This window comes from Kitasatospora sp. NPDC034035 (assembly GCF_055575755.1).
Window position 1 is genome coordinate 90,973 of sequence record NZ_JBVISA010000019.1, and the last position, 17,402, is coordinate 108,374.

The 17,402-nt window shown below is 72.8% G+C and carries 16 protein-coding genes; 8 read left to right on the top strand and 8 right to left on the bottom strand.

Annotated features, from left to right (window positions below; translation table 11 throughout):
• Positions 1–66: 66 nt before the first annotated feature.
• A complete protein-coding gene (locus ACZ52J_RS25685; RefSeq protein ID WP_465622080.1) occupies positions 67–1,098 on the bottom strand; it encodes a hypothetical protein in 1,032 nt (343 codons plus the stop codon).
• Positions 1,099–1,403: 305 nt separating this feature from the next.
• Here ACZ52J_RS25685 and ACZ52J_RS25690 point away from each other — a divergent pair, with 305 nt between their 5' ends.
• The gene (locus ACZ52J_RS25690; protein ID WP_465622082.1) at positions 1,404–1,733 is read left to right on the top strand and encodes a hypothetical protein; all 330 of its coding nucleotides are present in this window, start codon (positions 1,404–1,406) and stop codon (positions 1,731–1,733) included.
• 39 nt (positions 1,734–1,772) lie between these two features.
• Here ACZ52J_RS25690 and ACZ52J_RS25695 read toward each other — a convergent pair whose 3' ends face one another.
• Positions 1,773–2,579, bottom strand: coding sequence for a hypothetical protein (locus ACZ52J_RS25695; RefSeq protein ID WP_465622084.1), 807 nt, complete (start codon positions 2,577–2,579; stop codon positions 1,773–1,775).
• Positions 2,580–2,816: 237 nt separating this feature from the next.
• On the opposite strand from ACZ52J_RS25695, the gene ACZ52J_RS25700 reads away from it, so the two are divergent.
• Together ACZ52J_RS25700 and ACZ52J_RS25705 are read left to right on the top strand one after the other, a co-directional pair.
• Positions 2,817–3,350: an RNA polymerase sigma factor gene (locus tag ACZ52J_RS25700; RefSeq protein ID WP_465622086.1), complete on the top strand. Its 534-nt coding sequence runs from the start codon at positions 2,817–2,819 to the stop codon at positions 3,348–3,350.
• A gap of 88 nt (positions 3,351–3,438) precedes the next feature.
• Positions 3,439–4,383, top strand: a complete 945-nt coding sequence (locus ACZ52J_RS25705; protein WP_465622088.1) for an alpha/beta fold hydrolase — start codon at positions 3,439–3,441, stop codon at positions 4,381–4,383.
• Here the strand turns inward: ACZ52J_RS25705 and ACZ52J_RS25710 are convergent.
• Together ACZ52J_RS25710 and ACZ52J_RS25715 are read right to left on the bottom strand one after the other, a co-directional pair.
• Entirely contained in the window at positions 4,357–4,863 is a 507-nt protein-coding gene (locus ACZ52J_RS25710) for a hypothetical protein (protein WP_465622090.1), read from the bottom strand. The two genes, ACZ52J_RS25705 and ACZ52J_RS25710, sit on opposite strands and share 27 nt — an antisense overlap.
• 184 nt (positions 4,864–5,047) lie before the next feature.
• On the bottom strand, positions 5,048–6,490 hold the full coding sequence (locus tag ACZ52J_RS25715) for a glyceraldehyde-3-phosphate dehydrogenase (RefSeq protein ID WP_360490601.1): 1,443 nt from the start codon (positions 6,488–6,490) through the stop codon (positions 5,048–5,050).
• A 445-nt stretch (positions 6,491–6,935) separates the two neighbouring features.
• Between ACZ52J_RS25715 and ACZ52J_RS25720 the strand changes: the two genes are divergently transcribed.
• The 5 genes from ACZ52J_RS25720 to ACZ52J_RS25740 all read left to right on the top strand — a co-directional run bounded on the left by ACZ52J_RS25720 (position 6,936) and on the right by ACZ52J_RS25740 (position 13,384).
• Positions 6,936–7,406 (top strand): GreA/GreB family elongation factor, encoded by a 471-nt coding sequence (locus ACZ52J_RS25720; protein ID WP_360490604.1) that lies wholly within the window; start codon positions 6,936–6,938, stop codon positions 7,404–7,406.
• A 249-nt stretch (positions 7,407–7,655) separates the two neighbouring features.
• A complete protein-coding gene (locus ACZ52J_RS25725) occupies positions 7,656–9,089 on the top strand; it encodes an MFS transporter (RefSeq protein WP_465622092.1) in 1,434 nt (477 codons plus the stop codon).
• A complete protein-coding gene (fdhD, locus tag ACZ52J_RS25730) occupies positions 9,077–9,991 on the top strand; it encodes a formate dehydrogenase accessory sulfurtransferase FdhD (protein WP_465622094.1) in 915 nt (304 codons plus the stop codon). Before ACZ52J_RS25725 ends, fdhD begins: the two co-directional genes overlap by 13 nt.
• Positions 9,992–10,909, top strand: a complete 918-nt coding sequence (locus ACZ52J_RS25735) for a LysR family transcriptional regulator (protein WP_465622096.1) — start codon at positions 9,992–9,994, stop codon at positions 10,907–10,909. It abuts the gene before it with no gap.
• 102 nt (positions 10,910–11,011) lie between these two features.
• Positions 11,012–13,384 (top strand): FdhF/YdeP family oxidoreductase, encoded by a 2,373-nt coding sequence (locus tag ACZ52J_RS25740; protein WP_465622097.1) that lies wholly within the window; start codon positions 11,012–11,014, stop codon positions 13,382–13,384.
• Positions 13,385–13,416: 32 nt separating this feature from the next.
• Here ACZ52J_RS25740 and ACZ52J_RS25745 read toward each other — a convergent pair whose 3' ends face one another.
• The 4 genes from ACZ52J_RS25745 to ACZ52J_RS25760 all read right to left on the bottom strand — a co-directional run bounded on the left by ACZ52J_RS25745 (position 13,417) and on the right by ACZ52J_RS25760 (position 17,400).
• A complete protein-coding gene (locus ACZ52J_RS25745) occupies positions 13,417–14,718 on the bottom strand; it encodes a YhgE/Pip domain-containing protein (protein ID WP_465622099.1) in 1,302 nt (433 codons plus the stop codon).
• Between the two features lie 207 nt (positions 14,719–14,925).
• Positions 14,926–15,414, bottom strand: a complete 489-nt coding sequence (locus ACZ52J_RS25750) for a protease inhibitor I42 family protein (RefSeq protein WP_465622101.1) — start codon at positions 15,412–15,414, stop codon at positions 14,926–14,928.
• Positions 15,411–15,782, bottom strand: coding sequence for a hypothetical protein (locus tag ACZ52J_RS25755; RefSeq protein WP_465622102.1), 372 nt, complete (start codon positions 15,780–15,782; stop codon positions 15,411–15,413). The genes ACZ52J_RS25750 and ACZ52J_RS25755 overlap by 4 nt, the downstream gene beginning before the upstream one ends.
• Before the next feature lie 28 nt (positions 15,783–15,810).
• A complete protein-coding gene (locus ACZ52J_RS25760; RefSeq protein ID WP_465622104.1) occupies positions 15,811–17,400 on the bottom strand; it encodes a peptidoglycan-binding protein in 1,590 nt (529 codons plus the stop codon).
• Positions 17,401–17,402 lie beyond the last annotated feature (2 nt).

The following is a 17,402-nucleotide window of genomic DNA, read 5'->3' on the forward strand; positions in this document are numbered from 1 at the left end:
GGCGTCGCCACGGCGCGGGGACACGGTCGGCGTCCCTATGGCGTCAGGACACGGCCGGCCGCGGCCTCAGTAGGCGGCGCAGCGGTCGCGGTGGGCGCGGAAGACCTTGACCGGGTCCCCCGAGAGGTAGTGCCAGGGCGATTCGGTGACGGCCCCGTCCAGGGCCTCGAACAGCAGCCGGGCGGTCTTGCGCTGGTCGGCGAGCGAGAACGCCATCGCGAAGGTGTTGAAGCTGCCCTGCCAGCCGCGCGCCGGCGTGAAGTCCGGGTGCAGGACGGAGCGGAAGGCGGCCTCCTGCAGCTCGGCCAGCACGGTCGGGCTGGTCAGGTAGGCGTGGTCCTCGCCGTCCGGGAGGTCCAGCCAGTGCTCCAGGTGCGCGAGCGCCACCAGCTCGCCGAGGTGGCTGCCCTCGGGCGCGGCCAGCATCGCCGAGCGGGCGAAGTGGTGCATCTCCTCGTGCGAGCCGCCCCACTTGGCGGACAGCTGCTGCAGCCGCTGCCGGTGCGAGCCCCCGTGGTCGGGTGAGCGGCGCACGGCGGCCTCGAAGCGGCAGGTGGCGACCTCCGGGCCGAGCGAGGCGCCGCGGGCGCTGATCTGCAGGAAGTACCAGGGGGCGAGCCAGGACGGCTCGCGCTCGGCCGCCTCCAGCAGCTGTTCCTCGGCGGTGTCCAGCCGCTCGTGGAACAGCTTCCACTGCTCCTCGGTGACCTGCTTGGCCCGGGCGCCGGTGCGTGCCTCCCAGGCCCAGGTGATCTGCCGGGCGCCGGACAGCAGCAGCGCCACGGTGTCGTCCGGGGTGTCGGCGAGGACGCGGCCGGTCCACTCCTCGACCCCGGGCACGTCGGCGATCGCCCCGACGAGGTGGGTCAGCTCGGTACCGTCCTCGACGGCGGCCAGCACGGGGCGCAGCGCGGCCCAGTCCCCGGCCTCGGCCTGCCCGAGCAGCCGACGCAGGGAATCGTCCCCGAAGGCCGGGTCGAGTCGCGGCTCGGCACCGCGGGCCGCCGCCTCGGGGGCGCGCGGGCCGAACCCGAACCCGCGCCGCCCGGCCCGGTCCTGCGCGCCCTCCCCGCCGGAGCGGCGTCGGAACAGCGGCATGTGGTGGCCCCCTCGAACGTCATCGGCATCTTTCGCATGGCCGGCCGCACTGCGGCCACCCGAGATGAGTACATATCACGCTCGACTGACATCCGTTTCCCCAGCCCAACGCCCTGCCGGATCGGCGACCGGCAGGGCGTCGGGTGGGGCCGCACCGGGCACGGGTCGCAGACGGTCACGGGCCGAGCCGGGGACCATCCCGGGCCGGCACGGGCGGACCATCAGGGGTGACATCTTGCCGCCTGACAGCGATCTGCCACCGCCCACCACACCGCACGGGCCGACGATCCGTCAGTCTTGTGACCGTGCACCTCATCCGCCTCCACCTGCGCGCTCCCGACCGCCCCCGCAGCGCGGACCAGCCGACCCCCGAGGCCGAGGCCGTACGGGACGGGCTGGAGCGCGGGCTGCGCGGTCCGGTCCGGATCGGACACGCCCGGATCCTGGCCGGCCCCGGCACCGTGGACGCGATGGCCTTCACCCTCGCCGACCACCCGCTCACCGCCGAGACCGCGCTGACCGCCGCCTGCGCCGAGCTGACCGGCCCGGACGGCCCGCTGCCCGACTGGCGGGTGGCCCACTGCGCGGCGGACGACTGGCTCGGACTCGGGCTGCACGAGCCGGCCCAGCGCTGACGGGCGGGCGCCCCTGAGCCGGGCACCCCTCGTCGCTTCTCAGGCCGGGCCGGGCCCGGCGTCCGGCGTCGTGCCCGCCTGCGCCTGCTCGATCCGCTTGACCAGCATCACCGCGAACCGCCGCGTCGCGGCCACGTCCACCGGGCCGCCCTCGGTGGTCACGCTCGCCACCACGGTGCCCGAGCGCACCACGATGCCGACGCCCTCGCCCTCGGCCAGCGGCCCCTGGAAGGCCTGGCCCTCGCTGCCCAGCGCCGGGGTGTCGATCTTCTTGAACGGCCCGGCGGCGTACGAGGCGTACGACTCCTTGAGCCGGCTCTTGGCCGCGTCCCGGCTGGGCAGGGTCTCCACGATGAAGCGGGTGACCACGTCGCCCGAGGAGAACCGGACCGACGCGCTCAGCGGCTTGCCCGTACAGGGTTTGGCGGCGGTGCAGGTGACGCTGTGGTCGGCGGTGTCGACCTGGCGCTTCTCCTCCTCCCAGCCGGCCATCGCCTTGGCGTCCGGCAGCACCTGGCCGACCAGCTTGTCGTCCAGCAGAGCCGCCTCCAGGTCCGCACTGGGCGCCGCCACCGGGGCGGCCGCCGTGGGCGCGGCGCCGGGCGCCGAGGCCGCCCCGGACGCGGCCGCCGTCCCGGCCGGCACGGAGGGTGCGGCCGGTTCCGCAGGCGCGGACGCCGCAGCCGTACCGGCGGCCGTACTCGCCGCCGCCGTACTCGCCGCGCTCGGCGCCCCCGACGCCGTCCCCGCAGCGCCCTTCGACCCCCCGGACGAGCACCCGGCCAGCACCGCCGCCAGCACCCCGGCCGCAACCCCGGCGGCCATCCGCCGACCACCCATCCCCATCGCCCGCTCCCTCCGGCTGTCAGTGACCCCTCAACATAGCCGCAGCTCCCGCCCCCACCCACCGCCACCCCCGGACCCGCCGCCGCCCTGCCGTACCGACGGCCACCCCCAGGCCCGCCGACGAACCGTGCCCGCCGCTGCCGTGCCATGCCCACCGCCGCTGCCGTGCCCACCGCCACGGCCACCACCCCCATCCAGTACCGTCCACCCGGGGCGACGAGCAGCGACGGGGGCGACATGACAGGCACGGACGGGCGGCGGGAGGACCTGGGCGCGCTCGTGCGGGCCGCCCAGCAGGGCGATGCCTTCGCCCTGGACGAGGTGGTGAGCCTGCTCATGCCGTACGTCGGCCGGGTCTGCGCGCCGATCGCGCTGCAGGACGCTCCCGACGCCGCCCAGGAAGCGATGATCGCGATCGTCCGGAACCTGCGCCAACTCAAGTCCCCCGAGGCCCTGTTCGGCTGGGCCCGGGCGATCGCCGCCCGCGAGGCCGTCCGCTTCGCCACCCGCCGGTCCCCCCGTACCGAAGCCGCCACCGACCGGGCGGACGACCAACCGGGCGACCACGACCCCGAGTTGGCCACCGACATCCGGGACGTCCTGGAACGCCTGCGGCCCGAACACCGCGCCGTCCTGACTCTCCGCCATGTCGAGGGCCTGGACGAGCAGTCGGTGTCCGAGATCCTCGATCTCCCACTCGGGACCGTCCGTTCACGACTCTTCCGTGCCCGGCACGGATTCCGCACCGCCTGGGGCGCCGAACACCGCTGAGCCGGAAGAAATCCGCCGACCCCGGGGATTGCGGCGCCCTTTCCCGCCCTCTTCTCTCCTGAGACCACCACCCCGGAGGGACACCCCGATGACCGACCCCCGCCCGCTCCCCGACCTGCCCGGCGTACGGCACCACGACATCGAGTGCGCCGACGGCACCCGACTGCACCTCGCCGAAGCCGGCACAAGCACAAGCACAAGCACAAGCAGCGGCGCCGGCGCCGGCGCCGCCACCGGCACGCCGCTTCTGCTCCTCCACGGCTTCCCGCAGCACTGGTACGCCTGGCGGCACCTACTCCCCCTCCTCGACGGGGAGTTCCGCCTGCTCTGCCTCGACCTCCCCGGCTTCGGCTGGTCGCAGGCCCCGCACCGATCCGGCTACACGACCGACGACCGCGCCCGCCTCGTCCTCTCCGTCCTCGACCGACTCGGCCTGGAACGCGTCGGCCTGGTCGGCCACGACTGGGGCGCCTGGACGGGCTTCGAGCTGGCGCTACGCGCTCCCGAGCGGTTCACCGGCCTCCTCGCGCTCAACATGACCCACCCGTGGCCGCGGCAACGCGCCCTGCTCGGTACGGCCTGGCGGTTCTGGTACACCGCGCTGCTGGAGTACCCGGGCATCGGCCGCCGGGTCGTGCGCCACTACCCGGGCCTCCTCGGCCACCTCCTCCGGCGCGGCGTGACCGCCGAAACCCACTGGCCCGCCGAGGAGTTGGCCGAGTACGTGGCGGCGGGCAGCACACCCGACGCCGCCTACGCCGCCGAACGGCTGCACTGGGGCTTCGTCGCCCGGGACATCCCTCGCCTGGCCCTCGGCCGGTTCCGGCACCGCCGGCTGACCGTCCCCACCCGTCTGCTCGGCGGCGCGCTGGACCCGGTGATCCGCCCCGCCCTGCTTTCCCCTGTCGGCGCGCCGGCGGACGACCTGACGGCCGAAGTCCTCCCCGGCTGCGGGCACTTCCTGCCGCACGAGCGCCCCGAGGAGGTGGCTGCCGCGATCCGCCGCCTATTCGCCGCCCGCGTCAGCCCCTGACCCGACCCGCCGCTCCAGCCGGTCCAGCAGCACCTCGCCGCGCCGGTCCACCAGCCCGCCGAAGAACCGCTGGACCGGCCCCGCGCCGGGCACCCGCAGGGCGGCGAGCAGGGCGAAGCGCGTCCCGTCGCCGTCCGGCACGGCGGCCATCCCGCCGAGCAGCACTCGGCTCTGCATCAGGCACCAGCCGCTGCGCAGCACGATGTCGAACCGCTCGCGGTGGCCGACCACGCTCACCGCGAGCCCCTCCAGCCGGTCCCCGCCCGCAGCGTCACCGCTCGGCGGCCCGACCTCGAAGGAGCGCAACCCGCCGATCAGCCCGGGCAGTTCACCGGACAGGTCGCCGGCGACCGACCACACCTCGTCGAACCCGGCCGCGAACCGCCGCTCCGCGAACAGCGGACGCCCGGCCCCGGCCGCCGCCAGCACCCTCAGCCGCCGCACCGGGTCCAACTCGACCGTCGGCCACCCGTCCGCCATCCCCACCCCTCCCACCACCCGAAGCCCGAGTCCCGAAGACCGAACCCCGAACCCCGAACCCCGAACCCCGACTTCCACCGTCCGAAGCCCGCCCAGCACCGTACCGCCCCCGGCAGGACCCCGAAACGCCGGCGGGGCGGCGACCAACCGGTCACCGCCCCGCCACCGAATCCTCGCGGTCCGATCAGACCGCCGGAGCCGGGTACGTCGGGTACTCGACGCCCGAGATGTACTGCACGACCCGGACGACCTGGCACGAGTAGCCGAACTCGTTGTCGTACCACAGGTACAGGATCGCGTTGTCGCCCTCGACCTTGGTCGCGCCGGCGTCCACGATCGAGGCGTGGCGCGAGCCGATGAAGTCGCTGGAGACCGCGTCGGGCGAGTCGATGAAGTCGATCTGGCGCTTCAGCGGCGAGGTCAGCGAGACGTTGCGCAGGTACTCCAGGACGTCCTCGCGGTTGGTCTCCCGCTTCAGCTGGAGGTTGAGGATCGCGATGGAGACGTCCGGCACCGGAACGCGGATGGAGCTGCCGGTGATCTTCGCCTTGAGGTCCGGCAGGGCCTTGGCGACGGCCGAGGCGGCACCGGTCTCGGTGATCACCATGTTCAGCGGCGCCGAGCGGCCACGACGGTCGGCCTTGTGGTAGTTGTCCAGCAGGTTCTGGTCGTTGGTGAACGAGTGGACGGTCTCCACGTGGCCGCGGACCACGCCGTACTCGTCCTCCATCGCCTTCAGCGGCGGGACGATGGCGTTGGTGGTGCAGGAGGCGCAGGAGATGATCTGCTCGTCCGGCTTGATCATGTCGTGGTTGACGCCGTGGACGATGTTCGGGACGTCGCCCTTGCCCGGAGCGGTCAGCACGACCTTGGCGATGCCGGGCTGCAGGTGCTTCGACAGGCCCTCGCGGTCACGCCACTTGCCGGTGTTGTCGATCAGGATCGCGTCCTTGATCCCGTACTCCGTGTAGTCGACCTTGGTCGGGTCGTCGGAGTAGATCACCGTGATCTCGTTGCCGTTGACGACGATCTTGTTGTTCGCCTCGTCGACGGTGATCGTGCCCTGGAACTGGCCGTGGATGGAGTCACGGCGCAGCAGCGAGGCCCGCTTGACCAGGTCGTCGCCGCCGCCGTTGCGCACGACGATGGCCTTCAGCCGCAGACCGTTGGCCGAGGCCTTCTCGATCAGCAGACGGGCGACCAGCCGGCCGATGCGGCCGAACCCGTACAGCACGACGTCCTGGGCGGACCGGCGCTCCAGCTTGTTCTCACCGGTGGCACCCGCGACGGCCTGGGCGGTGAACTCCTCCACCGACAGGCCGCGGTCGTCCGCCTTGTACGTGGCGGCGAGCATGCCGAGGTCGATCTGCGAGGGGCCGAGGTCCAGGGCGGTCAGCGCACTCAGGAACGGCATCGTCTCGGTGACCGAGAGCTCCTCGCCGGCTATCTGCCGGGCGAAGCGGTGCGTCTTGAGGATGCTGACCACCGACTTGTTCACCAGGGAACGGCTGTGGCACAGGACGGTGACGTCCCGCTCCCGATGCAGCCGCCCGATGATCGGGATCATCGACTCCGCGATCTCCTCGCGGGTCATCCAGTCCGTGAACACGTCGTCGTTGACAGTCACAAGTCCATCTTTCGAGCTGAGGGTGTTGCGCACATGGTAGCTTCGCCCGCCCGCGCCCCCACCGCCGGTCCCTGCTCTCCCCCCTTCGGCCACCCCTCCCACCTGCGCTTTCCCCGAGGGCCCCACCCCATAAGGTGATCACCGCCACCCTCGGAAGCCACCGCGGACCCCGTCGACGGAACCGACCACGCAGCGCGCCCGAGCCGGACCGCGCGCACCTGGAGAAGCCCACCAAGCAACGGGATTCCCGGATCCGGACGATCGGTCAACGCCGCCACCCACGGCGTCGAGATCCGCACGACGTCGCACTGGAACGCACCACCCGGTCGCTGAGGGGAATCGGCTGCTCCCGCCCGCTCCGGGAGGAGTTGCCCGGGGCCCGGCGGGGTGGGGTAATGGGAGGCGACCGGAGTTTGAGCGTTTCGCGAGAGACCCGGGAGCAGGTATGACCGGCGGTCCCGAACCCATCAGTGCCGAGGGCCTGCACGCGGTGCAGGAGGAATTGGCGCAACTGCGGGCGGAGCGGGGGGAGGTGGCCGCGACGCTGCGTGGGGTGGAACCGGTGGGGGACCGGGCGGACGCCGCGGACGAGTTGCAGCGGGCGTCGGAGGTGACCCGGCTGGACCGGCGGATCGCCGAGTTGGAGGAGCGGCTGCGCGAGGCGTCCGTCGCCGGGGCGCCGTCCACGGAGGTGGTGGGGGTGGGGTCCACTGTCACCGTGCGGTTCGCGGACGGGGAGGAGGAGACCGTCGAGGTCGCGGAGCTCGCCGAGGAGCGGGAGCTGACCCTGGTGACCTACGACAGCCCGCTCGGGAAGGCACTGCTCGGGCGCCACGCCGGGGAGACGGTGCACTACGAGACGCCGGGCGGCGCGGCCAGCGCGGTCGTGCTGTCGGTGGGGCCGGGCACGGACTGAAGCACCGACGGAAGCCGTCCACGAAATCCCGTTGACGAATGTCGAAGCGGAATTCCCGATCGCTCGATCGAAGACATCTGCCGGGCCGCACCAAGGACCTCGACAAGTGCCGCCTATCAGCTCACAGGAATTGCCTCTTTGACGACCGTGGACCACCGGAAACACACTGAAAGGGAGAAATCCAGGAAACCCGGAAAAGGGTCTGGGAGGACGGCCGGGCGCAACCGTCCGAGAGAGCAGAGCACGTAGATGCCCACCCGTTGGCTCCCCCGCTGGTTCCCCGCAGCGGCCGCCGTGGCCGTCGCCGCCTGGGGCGCGAACCAGTTCACCGCCCTGGCGACCGTGTACCGGGCGCGCACCGACTGGTCGGCGCTGTCGCTGGCCGCCATGTTCTCGGTCTACCTGGTCGGGCTGGTCCCCGGTCTGCTGCTGGGCCGCTCCTTCGCCGACCGGTACGGCCGTCGGCGGGTGGTGCGCGGTGCGCTGGTCCTGTCCGCAGCCGCCAGCGCCGTCCTGGCGGTGGCCGACGAACCGGCCGTGTACGCCGCCCGGACGGCCACCGGTTTCGCCGCCGGTCTGGTGTTCCTCGCCGGGACGGCCTGGCTCCGGGAGCTCTCCGGCCCGTCCGTCCCGCCCGCGGTCTCGGCCCGCCGCGCGATGTACGCCACCGGGGCCGGCTTCTCGGCGGGCGCGCTGGCCTCCGGGGTGCTCGCCGAGTGGCTGCCCGGCCCGACGGTGCTGCCCGCGCTCGCCCACGCCCTCGGCTGCCTGCTGGTGCTGCGCGCCACCCGCCGCCTGCCGGAGACCGCACCGGGCCTCCGCCCGGTCCCCGGCCCGGCACCCGGCCCGATCTCCCGCCTCGGCCCACGCCCCGAGCAGGGCGTCGAGCACAGCGCCGAGCACAGCGCGGCAGTGCGACACCCGCGGTTCCGCTACGTCGTCCTCCCCGCCAGCCCCGCCGTCCTCGGCGCCGCCACCGTGGCGTACGTCGTGCTGCCCCCGCTGGTCGCCGACCGTGTCCCCGGCTACGCGCCGCTGTTCGGCGGCCTGGTGGCGGCGCTCACGCTCGCCATGGGCGTGCTGGCCCAGCCCTTCGCGGCCCGGCTGGACGACCGCAGCAGCGCCCGGGCCACCCTCACCGCGATGGCCACCGTGATCGGCGGACTGCTGATCGGCGCCCTCGCCGCCGAGCGCGACTCGGTGGGGCTGGTGGTCGCGGCCGCCGTCGTCCTCGGCACCGGGTACGGGCTGACGCTCGGCGCGGGGCTGCACGAGGTGGAACGGCTGACGCCGAGGCCCCCCGCGCACTCCGCACACTCCGGGCGCCCCGAGCCTGCCGGCCCCGCCAACCCGTCCGGCTCCTCCGGCCCGACCGCCGCTTCGCTCTACCAGAGCACCACCTCCAGCGGCTTCCTCACCCCGCTGCTGCTCGCCGGAACGGCCGGCCACGCCTCCTACCCGGCCCTGCTGACCGGTATGGCCGCGGTGGGCCTGCTCTGCCTGGCCGTGACGGGCGCGCACAGCCGCCGTCACCTGCCCGAACCGGACCGCGCGACGCACCTCGACCGCCGGACGAGCGAGGATTCATCCGTAGAGTCCGCTACGACAACGTCCACGACACAGTCCACGACACAGTCCGCGACGCAGAACCCGCCGAGGAGCCGACGACCATGGGCCGAGTGACCGTACCGCGCAGAGTGCTGCGCCTGCGCCAGGGCACGCCCTCGTACCGCCCCGACACCCTGGCCGCCGAGGAGCCGATGGAGATCCGGGTCGGCGGGCGCCCGCTGACGGTGACCATGCGCACCCCGGGCAGCGACTTCGACCTGGCGGCCGGCTTCCTGGTCAGCGAGGGCGCGCTGCACGCCGCCCACCAGGTGGCCGGCATCCGCTACTGCGCCGGTGCCACCGCCGACGGCGGCAACACCTACAACGTCGTGGACGTCGTCCTCGCCCCCGGCGTGCCCGCCCCCGACGCCTCGCTGGAGCGCAACTTCTACACCACCTCCTCCTGCGGCCTGTGCGGCAAGGCCAGCCTGGACGCGGTGCGCACCACCGCGCCCTGGAGCCTCGCCGAGGACGGGCTGCGCGTCACACCCGCGCTGCTCTCCGCCCTGCCCGACCGGCTGCGCGCCGCCCAGAAGGTCTTCGACAGCACCGGCGGCCTGCACGCGGCCGGTTTGTTCGACGCGGACGGGCGGCTGCTCTGCCTGCGGGAGGACGTCGGCCGGCACAACGCGGTGGACAAGGTGGTCGGCCACGCCCTGCGCGAGGGCCTGCTGCCGGCCCGCGGCACGGTGCTGATGGTCAGCGGCCGGGCGTCCTTCGAACTGGTCCAGAAGGCCGTGATGGCGGGCATCCCGATGCTGGCGGCGGTCTCCGCCCCGTCCTCGCTGGCCGTGGACCTCGCCGAGGAGACCGGTCTGACCCTGGTCGGCTTCCTGCGGGGCGACTCGATGAACGTCTACACCCGCACGGACCGCATCGACACGGGAACCAACGGCACGGGAACCAACGACACGGGGAGCAACGCCACGGAACCGGCAGGCACGGAACCGGCCGACTCCGCCCCCGGGGCCGGCTAGATGCTGTTCCGCCAGCTCGAGTACCTCGTCGCCCTCGCCCGGGAGCGTCACTTCGCCCGCGCCGCCCAGGCCTGTCACGTCTCCCAGCCCGCGCTCTCCGAAGCCGTCCGCAAGCTGGAGGACGAGTTGAAGGTGCTGCTGGTGCGGCGCGGCCGCGCCTTCGAGGGCCTGACGCCCGAGGGCGAGCGGATCGTGCTGTGGGCGCAGCGGATCCTGGTCGACCGGGACGCCCTGCGGGACGAGGTGGACGCGCTGCGAACCGGTCTGAGCGGACGGCTGCGGATCGGCTCGGTGCCGACTGCCTCGGGCGCCGTCTCGCTGCTCACCGGACCGCTCTGCGCCGCCCATCCGCTGGTCACCGTGGAGTTGTCCACCGACCTGCGCTCCGAGGAACTCCTGCGCCAGGTAAGGAACTTCGAGATCGACGCGGGCATCACGTACCTGCCAGAGCCGGGCGCCGACGACCTGCGCACGCTGCCCCTGTACGAGGAGCGGTACGTCCTGCTGACCAGCCTGGCCGACGGCCTGGCCCGCCACCCGAGGGCGACCTGGGAGGAGGCCTCCCGGCTGCCGCTGTGCCTGCTGCACGCGGGCATGCAGGGGCGGCGGGTGCTGGACGAGGTGTTCGCGGGCCTCGGGCTGGCGCCGACCCCGCGGGTGGAGACGGATTCGGTGGCCTCGCTCTTCGCGCACGTGCGGACCGGGCACTGGGCGAGCGTCGTGCCCTACGCCTGGCTGCACGTGTTCGGCGTGCCGCACGGCATGCAGGCCGTCCCGTTGGTGGAGCCGGTGCACGGCGCGCCGATCGGTCTGGTGATCGCTGCCCGGGAGCCGGGCTCGGTGATGGCCCGCGCGCTGCTGGAGGTCGCCCGGCGCACCGGGATCGCCGCCGTCCTCGGCAGTCTCCCGAGCGGCTGACCGCTCCGCTCGCCGGTCCCGACCACCCGGCGTAGCCTCGAGCCGACCGCCGGGTGTCCGCCGAACTCCGAGCCCCGACCCGAGCGGGGGAAGGCGAGTGCCGTGACCACTTCCGACGACCGCGCGAACACCTCCGAGGGCGCCGCGACCACCGGCCGCGAGTCCGCGGACTCCACAGAATCCCCAGAGTCCGGGCGGGAAGCGGACGTCGGCCCCTCCCCCGCCGGTCCGCCGCGGTTCGCGCCGTACCACCACCCCGCCGCGGGCTGGGGCGCGGCCAAGAGCGTGACCCGCGTCCTGGCCCGCGAGGGCGCGTACCTGGACGGGCCGCGGGCGGTCATGCGGATGAACCACGAGGACGGCGGCTTCGACTGCCCCGGCTGCGCCTGGCCCGACGACACCAAGGGCCTGCACCTGGACATCTGCGAGAACGGCATCAAGCACGTCACCTGGGAGATGACCCGCAAGCGGGTCGCCCGCGCGTTCTTCGCCGCCCATTCGGTGACCGAGCTGTCCGGGTGGAGCGACTTCGCCTTGGAGGACCAGGGCCGGCTCACCGAGCCGATGGTCTACGACGCCGCCACCGACCACTACGTGCCGATCGGCTGGAAGGACGCCTTCGAGCTCGTCGGCCGGACGCTGCGCGGGCTGGACGACCCGAACCAGGCCGCGTTCTACACCTCCGGCCGGCTCGGCAACGAGGCGACGTTCCTCTACCAGCTGATGGCCCGCGAACTGGGCACCAACAACCTGCCCGACTGCTCCAACATGTGCCACGAGGCCAGCGGGCGGGCGCTGCAGGCCTCGCTGGGCACCGGGAAGGGCACGGTCGACCTCAAGGACTGGGAGGTCACCGACGCGCTGTTCATCCTGGGCGTCAACGCGGCCTCCAACGCGCCCCGGATGCTCACCGCGCTCGCCGAGGCGTTCAAGCGCGGCGCGCAGATCGTGCACGTCAACCCGCTGGTCGAGGCGGCGGCGACCCGGACGATCATTCCGCACGACTTCACGGACATGGCGCTGAACAGGTCCACCCGCACCGGCACCCTGAACCTGCAGCCGCGCATCGGCGGCGACATGGCGCTGCTGCGCGGCATGGCGAAGGCCGTCCTGGAGCAGTCCGCGACCGACGAGAAGGCGCTGGACCGGCTGTTCATCGACCGCCACACCAGCGGCTTCGAGGCCTACCGGGACGTCTGCGAGGCCACGCCCTGGGCGCAGATCGAGCGCCAGAGCGGGCTGGACCGGGCCGCCATCCTCAAGGCCGCGCGGATCTACCGCGACGCCGACCGCTCGATCTTCAGCTGGTGCCTGGGCGTCACCCAGCACGAGCACGGCGTGGACACCGTCCGGGAGATCGTCAACCTCCTGCTGCTGCGCGGAAATCTGGGCCGCGAGGGCGCCGGGCCCTCCCCCGTGCGCGGGCACAGCAACGTCCAGGGCAACCGCACCTGCGGCATCGACCACCGGCCGGCCGGGGAGTTCCTGGACCGGCTCGCCGAGGTGTGCGGGATCGAGCCGCCGCGCGAGCACGGGCTGGACACCGTCGGCACGATCGAGGCGATGCGCCGCGGCGCGGTCAGGGTCTTCGTCGGCATGGGCGGCAACTTCGCGCTCGCCGCCCCGGACACGCCCTACACCCACGAGGCCCTGGGCAGGTGCGAGCTGACCGTCCAGGTGAGCACCAAGCTGAACCGCAGCCACCTGGTGCACGGCCGGACGGCCCTGATCCTGCCCTGCTTGGGCCGCACCGAGAAGGACCACCAGCGCGGCGGGGTGCAGTCCACCTCGGTCGAGGACTCCATGAGCATGGTTCATCTCTCGGTCGGCATGAAGAAACCGGCCTCATCGCACCTGCTCTCCGAGCCCGCGATCATCGCCGGGATGGCCCGCGCGGCACTCCCGGACAGCCCCACCCCGTGGGAGTGGTACATCGAGGACTACGACCGGATCCGCGACACCATGGCGCAGGTGCTGGACGGCTTCGAGGACTTCAACCGCCGGGTGCGGCTGCCGCTGGGGTTCCGGATCAAGCAGCCGGCCCGCGAGCTGGTCTTCCTGACCGGCTCCGGCAAGGCCGAGTTCTCCGCCGCCCCACTGCCCGACGTCGTCCCCGAGCCCGGCACCCTGGCGCTCGGCACGATGCGCTCGCACGACCAGTGGAACACCACCATCTACTCGGACAACGACCGCTACCGGGGCGTGAAGAACCTGCGCACCCTGGTCTTCCTGAACAAGGACGACATGCGCGAGCGCGGCATCGCCGAGTTCGACCGGGTGGACGTCACCAGCACCGCCCGGGACGGCAGCACCCGCTCGGTGACCGGCTACCTGGCCGTCCCGTACGACATCCCGCGCGGCTGCGCGGCCGGCTACATGCCGGAGATGAACGTGCTCTGCGCGATCGGCGACCACAGCACGCAGAGCGACCAGCCGATCATGAAGCACCTCAAGGTGACGGTGACGAAGTCCTGACCCTTCCGGCCCTGAACGCCCCTGCCTAAGCGTCAGTCGGTCGGCTGGGGCGTCCAGCGGTGCAGGCCCTTGCGGTCGTAGTAGCGGGTCATCCCGAAGCCGAACGCCAGGGCCAGCACCACACCGACCGCGATCATGATCCAGCCGCGGGCCAGCCCGGCGTCGCCCCGGGCGTCGAAGAAGAGGATCGCCCGGATGCCGTCGCTGAGCTGGCGCATCGGTTCGAAGACGCTCAGGAAGCGGTAGAAGCCGGGCACCGCCTGCAGGGGGACGGTCGCGCCGGAGGAGGGCAGGGCCAGCGCGATGAAGACGAACATCGACACCAGCTGCCCGATCCCGCCGAACGCGGCGTTGATCGCCTGCACCCCGAGGCCGACGGCGAGGCTGGCGCAGTAGGCGAAGAGCCAGAGCATCGCCTGGTGCGGGGCGTCCATGCCGAGGATGCCGACCACGCCGAGCATCACCAGGCAGGTGGTGAGCAGCATGATCTCGGCCGTCATGATCATCTTGAGCAGCAGGGTCTGGGTACGGTTGATCGGAACGGTCGGACGGCGGGTGTGCCAGGGGCCGATCTCGCTGTCGCTGTAGCCGAGCGCGCCGTCGACGCCGTTGTGGATGATGTTGCCGCCGATGAAGCCGGTCAGGACGGCCAGCAGGGTGAAGTAGAAGGCGCTCAGGCCGAGTCCGCTGTGGCTGCCGATCGGGTGGCCGACCTGGGTGGCGACGGCGATCGGGTCGGCGAGCAGCAGGCGCGCGGTGGCGCCGGTGTCCGGGCCCGGGGCGGTCGCGGCCGGGACGGCGGCCAGCAGTTCGCGGCCGGCCGCCTGGGAGGCCTGGTGGGCGGCGTTCTGGGCGATCTGCGCGGCCATCGAGGAGCCGAGGCTGCCCAGCCCGGGGTTGGTCAACACGGTCACGGTCGGCCGCTCGGTGGCGCCGCCGGTGACCAGCGCGGTGACGGCGGAGGTGAAGCCCCTGGGCACGAGCAGGGCGCCGTAGACCTTGCCGGAGGCGAGCTGCTCGCGCATCCCGGCCTCGTCCACCTGCCGCCAGTCGACGGTGCTGTCGGGCGTGCCGGCCACGATCGCCCTGGTCAGCTGGGTACCGAGGTTCGCCGGCTGTCCGGGCGGCGGCGCGCCCTGATCCGCGTTCACCAGGGCGATGGGGAGCCGGTGCAGATGCCCGGTCGGGTTCACGATGCCGCCCATGTAGAGCAGCGAGAGCACGACGGCCAGCAGGCCGCACAGGACGCTCGGGAAGAGCCACAGTTTAGGGTGCCGGGCGAGCGCCAACGCCCTCGCCTGCCGGGGAGCCTCCTGGGAACCTGCGGTCGCCATGCCACCCCTCGGGTTCGGGCACAACCTGGTGCGCCGCTGCCGGTACGGCGGGAAGACGTTCCGTGGCGACCCGGCGGCCAAACCCGCGTCACCCGGTTGGCAGCCGGGGCCGACGCACCCTCACCCCCTTCGCAGAGGGCCGGGGGTGAGGCACGTCAGCACGTCGACGGTTCAGCGCACGCCGACGGTTCAGCACAGGCCGACAGTTCAGCGCACGTCGACGGTGAACTGCCGCTCGTCCTGGTCGGAACCGCCCGGGCGGGCGGCGCGGTTGGGGTTGCGCAGGGTGATGGTGGCGCGGCCCGGGTTGGGGCCGGCGCGGAACACGAAGTAGTAGCGGCCGCCGGAGCCCGCCGAGCCGGTGGCGCCGACCAGGTCCTTCAGCCCGAAGTCCTTGACGTACTCGTCGCCCACGGACCGTACGGCGGCCGAATCGGGGGCCTGGGGCGCGGCCGGGTCGGGGGCCGAACCGGGGGCCGGGTCGGCCACCGTCCAGACCTGGCCGGTCACCCGGTGGGCGCTGACCTCGACGGAGAACAACTCTCCCGGCTTGACCGCCAGTTCACCGGAGGCCTGGGCGAACACCGTGCCGTGGTCGAGCTTGCCGGCGGTCATCCGGTGGACCACCACCGCGCCCACCACGCCCGCGACGGCCAGCAGGGCGACCGCCGCGATCAGGATCCGACGCCACCTCATGAGTTCGCCTCATGGTGATTGATCCGCAATGCCAGGACGGCGGCGACCGCGTCCAGCCAGCGGGCGACCAGCAGGTCTCCGGTCGCGTCCCCGACGACCATCGAGGCCGCCTCCAGCCAGCCGCGCGCCACCGCCGCCGCCGGGCCGGGCAGCGGCTCGGGCAGCGCGGCGGCGTAGCGGGTGCCGCCGGAGCGGACCACCTCGCCGAGGAAGACCAGGGCGCGCGGCATGGCGCCGAGCCGGTCGACGGTGATCGCGGCGGCCACCGCGCCGTCACCGAACAGCGTGGAACGGTGCGGGCCCGGAGCCGGCAGGCCGAAGCGCAGCAGGACCTCGACGTCCAGCTCGGCGAGATGAGAGTCGCTCATGGGGGGCGGGGTGGTGCTCAACCGGACCTCACTTGGGCATCTGGACGTGGTCGGCGATCGGCATGTTGCCGCCCTGGGCCGCGCCCTCCATGTGGTTGTTGACGAAGTCGCTCTCGCTCACCCAGACGGTGTAACCCCAGGGGTTGTAGATCTCCAGCTGGTCACCGCGGTGCCCGATGATCATCATCTGGTGGCCGTCCGGACGGAACCAGGTGTCCTCCTTGACTCCGATCGGCACCGGCTTGCCCTGGTCCACCGCCGACTCGACCTGGGCCAGCACGTCCTTGCGCTGCTCCGGGCCCTCCAGGTCGACGGTGTGGTAGCCCGCCCCGGTGTGCTTGCCGATCTCGTCGTTGGCGGCGTCCTTGGACTCCCCGTCGCTCATCCCGTCCTGCCACTCGTTCCACCAGTTCTTGGTGTCGTAGACGCGGTCGGTCTCCTTGAGCCAGCGGTCGTACGCGGCCTTGCCGTTGTCGTACTGCGGGTCGCCGGGGTGCCCGCCGGTGGTGAGCTGCAGGGAGAAGAGCGGGTCGACCATCGCCCGGGCGGTGACGGTCGAGCCGGCCACACAGGTCGGCTTGTCGCCCTGGTTCCACGCCACGCCCTGGTAGGCGGTGTCCGACTGGTTCCCGGAGGCGGAGTCGATCTGCACCGGGGAGAGGCGCTGGGCCAGCCAGGCCGGGTCGCCGCCGTGCTCGTGGATCTGGTCGTCGAAGGCCTTGACCTCGTCGTAGCCGTGCCCGGCGGCCAGCGCCTTCATCAGGTAGGCGCGCTCCTCGGGGGACTTGCTGCCGGCCAGCAACTGGTCGAAGCGGGCCCGGTCGGCGTCGCTCATCTTGTCCATGAACTGGCCGGCCCGGGTCACGTCGTTGGCCGTGAGGATGGACCCGAACTGGTCGCTGCCGGCGACCTCCGCGTCCGCGATGACCAGCTTGTCGGCGGCGCCGAGGCCCTTGTTCTTGAAGCGGGCCGCCAGCGCCTTGTCCGCCAGCGCGTTCAGCTCACGCGCGGCGGCGCGGCCGGCGTCCTCCGCCTTCACCGCCGCGTCGAAGATCGACTTGATGCCGTCCTTCGCCTTGGCGTGGGCGGTGTGCATCTTGTCGTCGTCCCAGTTGAACGGGTCCGGCGCGCCCGAGACGGTGATGTCGTGCAGCAGGCTCAGCGCCTCGCTCAGCGGCGCGTGGCCCTGCCCGTGCAGGGTCTGCGCCTCACTCAGCGCGGAGGCCAGCGCGTTGAGCTGGTCCCGGCCCTTGCCCAGCATGTCGCGGCAGCGCGTCAGGTCGTCGGCGGAGGCCTTGACCACCTCGGCCGCCTTCTCCCCCACCTGCCCGGTCCAGGCGTCCGGCAGGTGCTCGGCACCGACCCGCGCCACCTTCATCTGGATCTCGTCCAGCTGGCTGCTCGCCGTGTTGTACGAGGTGGCGAGCTGGCCGAGCTTGCCCGGGTCACCCTTGGGAGCCGGAAGCTGCAGGGCGTCGTGGACGGCGTACTTGAGGTCACCGGCGCCCCACATGCCGTGCGAGTCGTCGATGGTCTTCTTCAGCCGCTCGGCCTGCTGGCGCTGGTTGCCCAGGTCCACGCCGAACGGGCTGAGCGGGTTCGCGCTGTGGTCGGGCACCG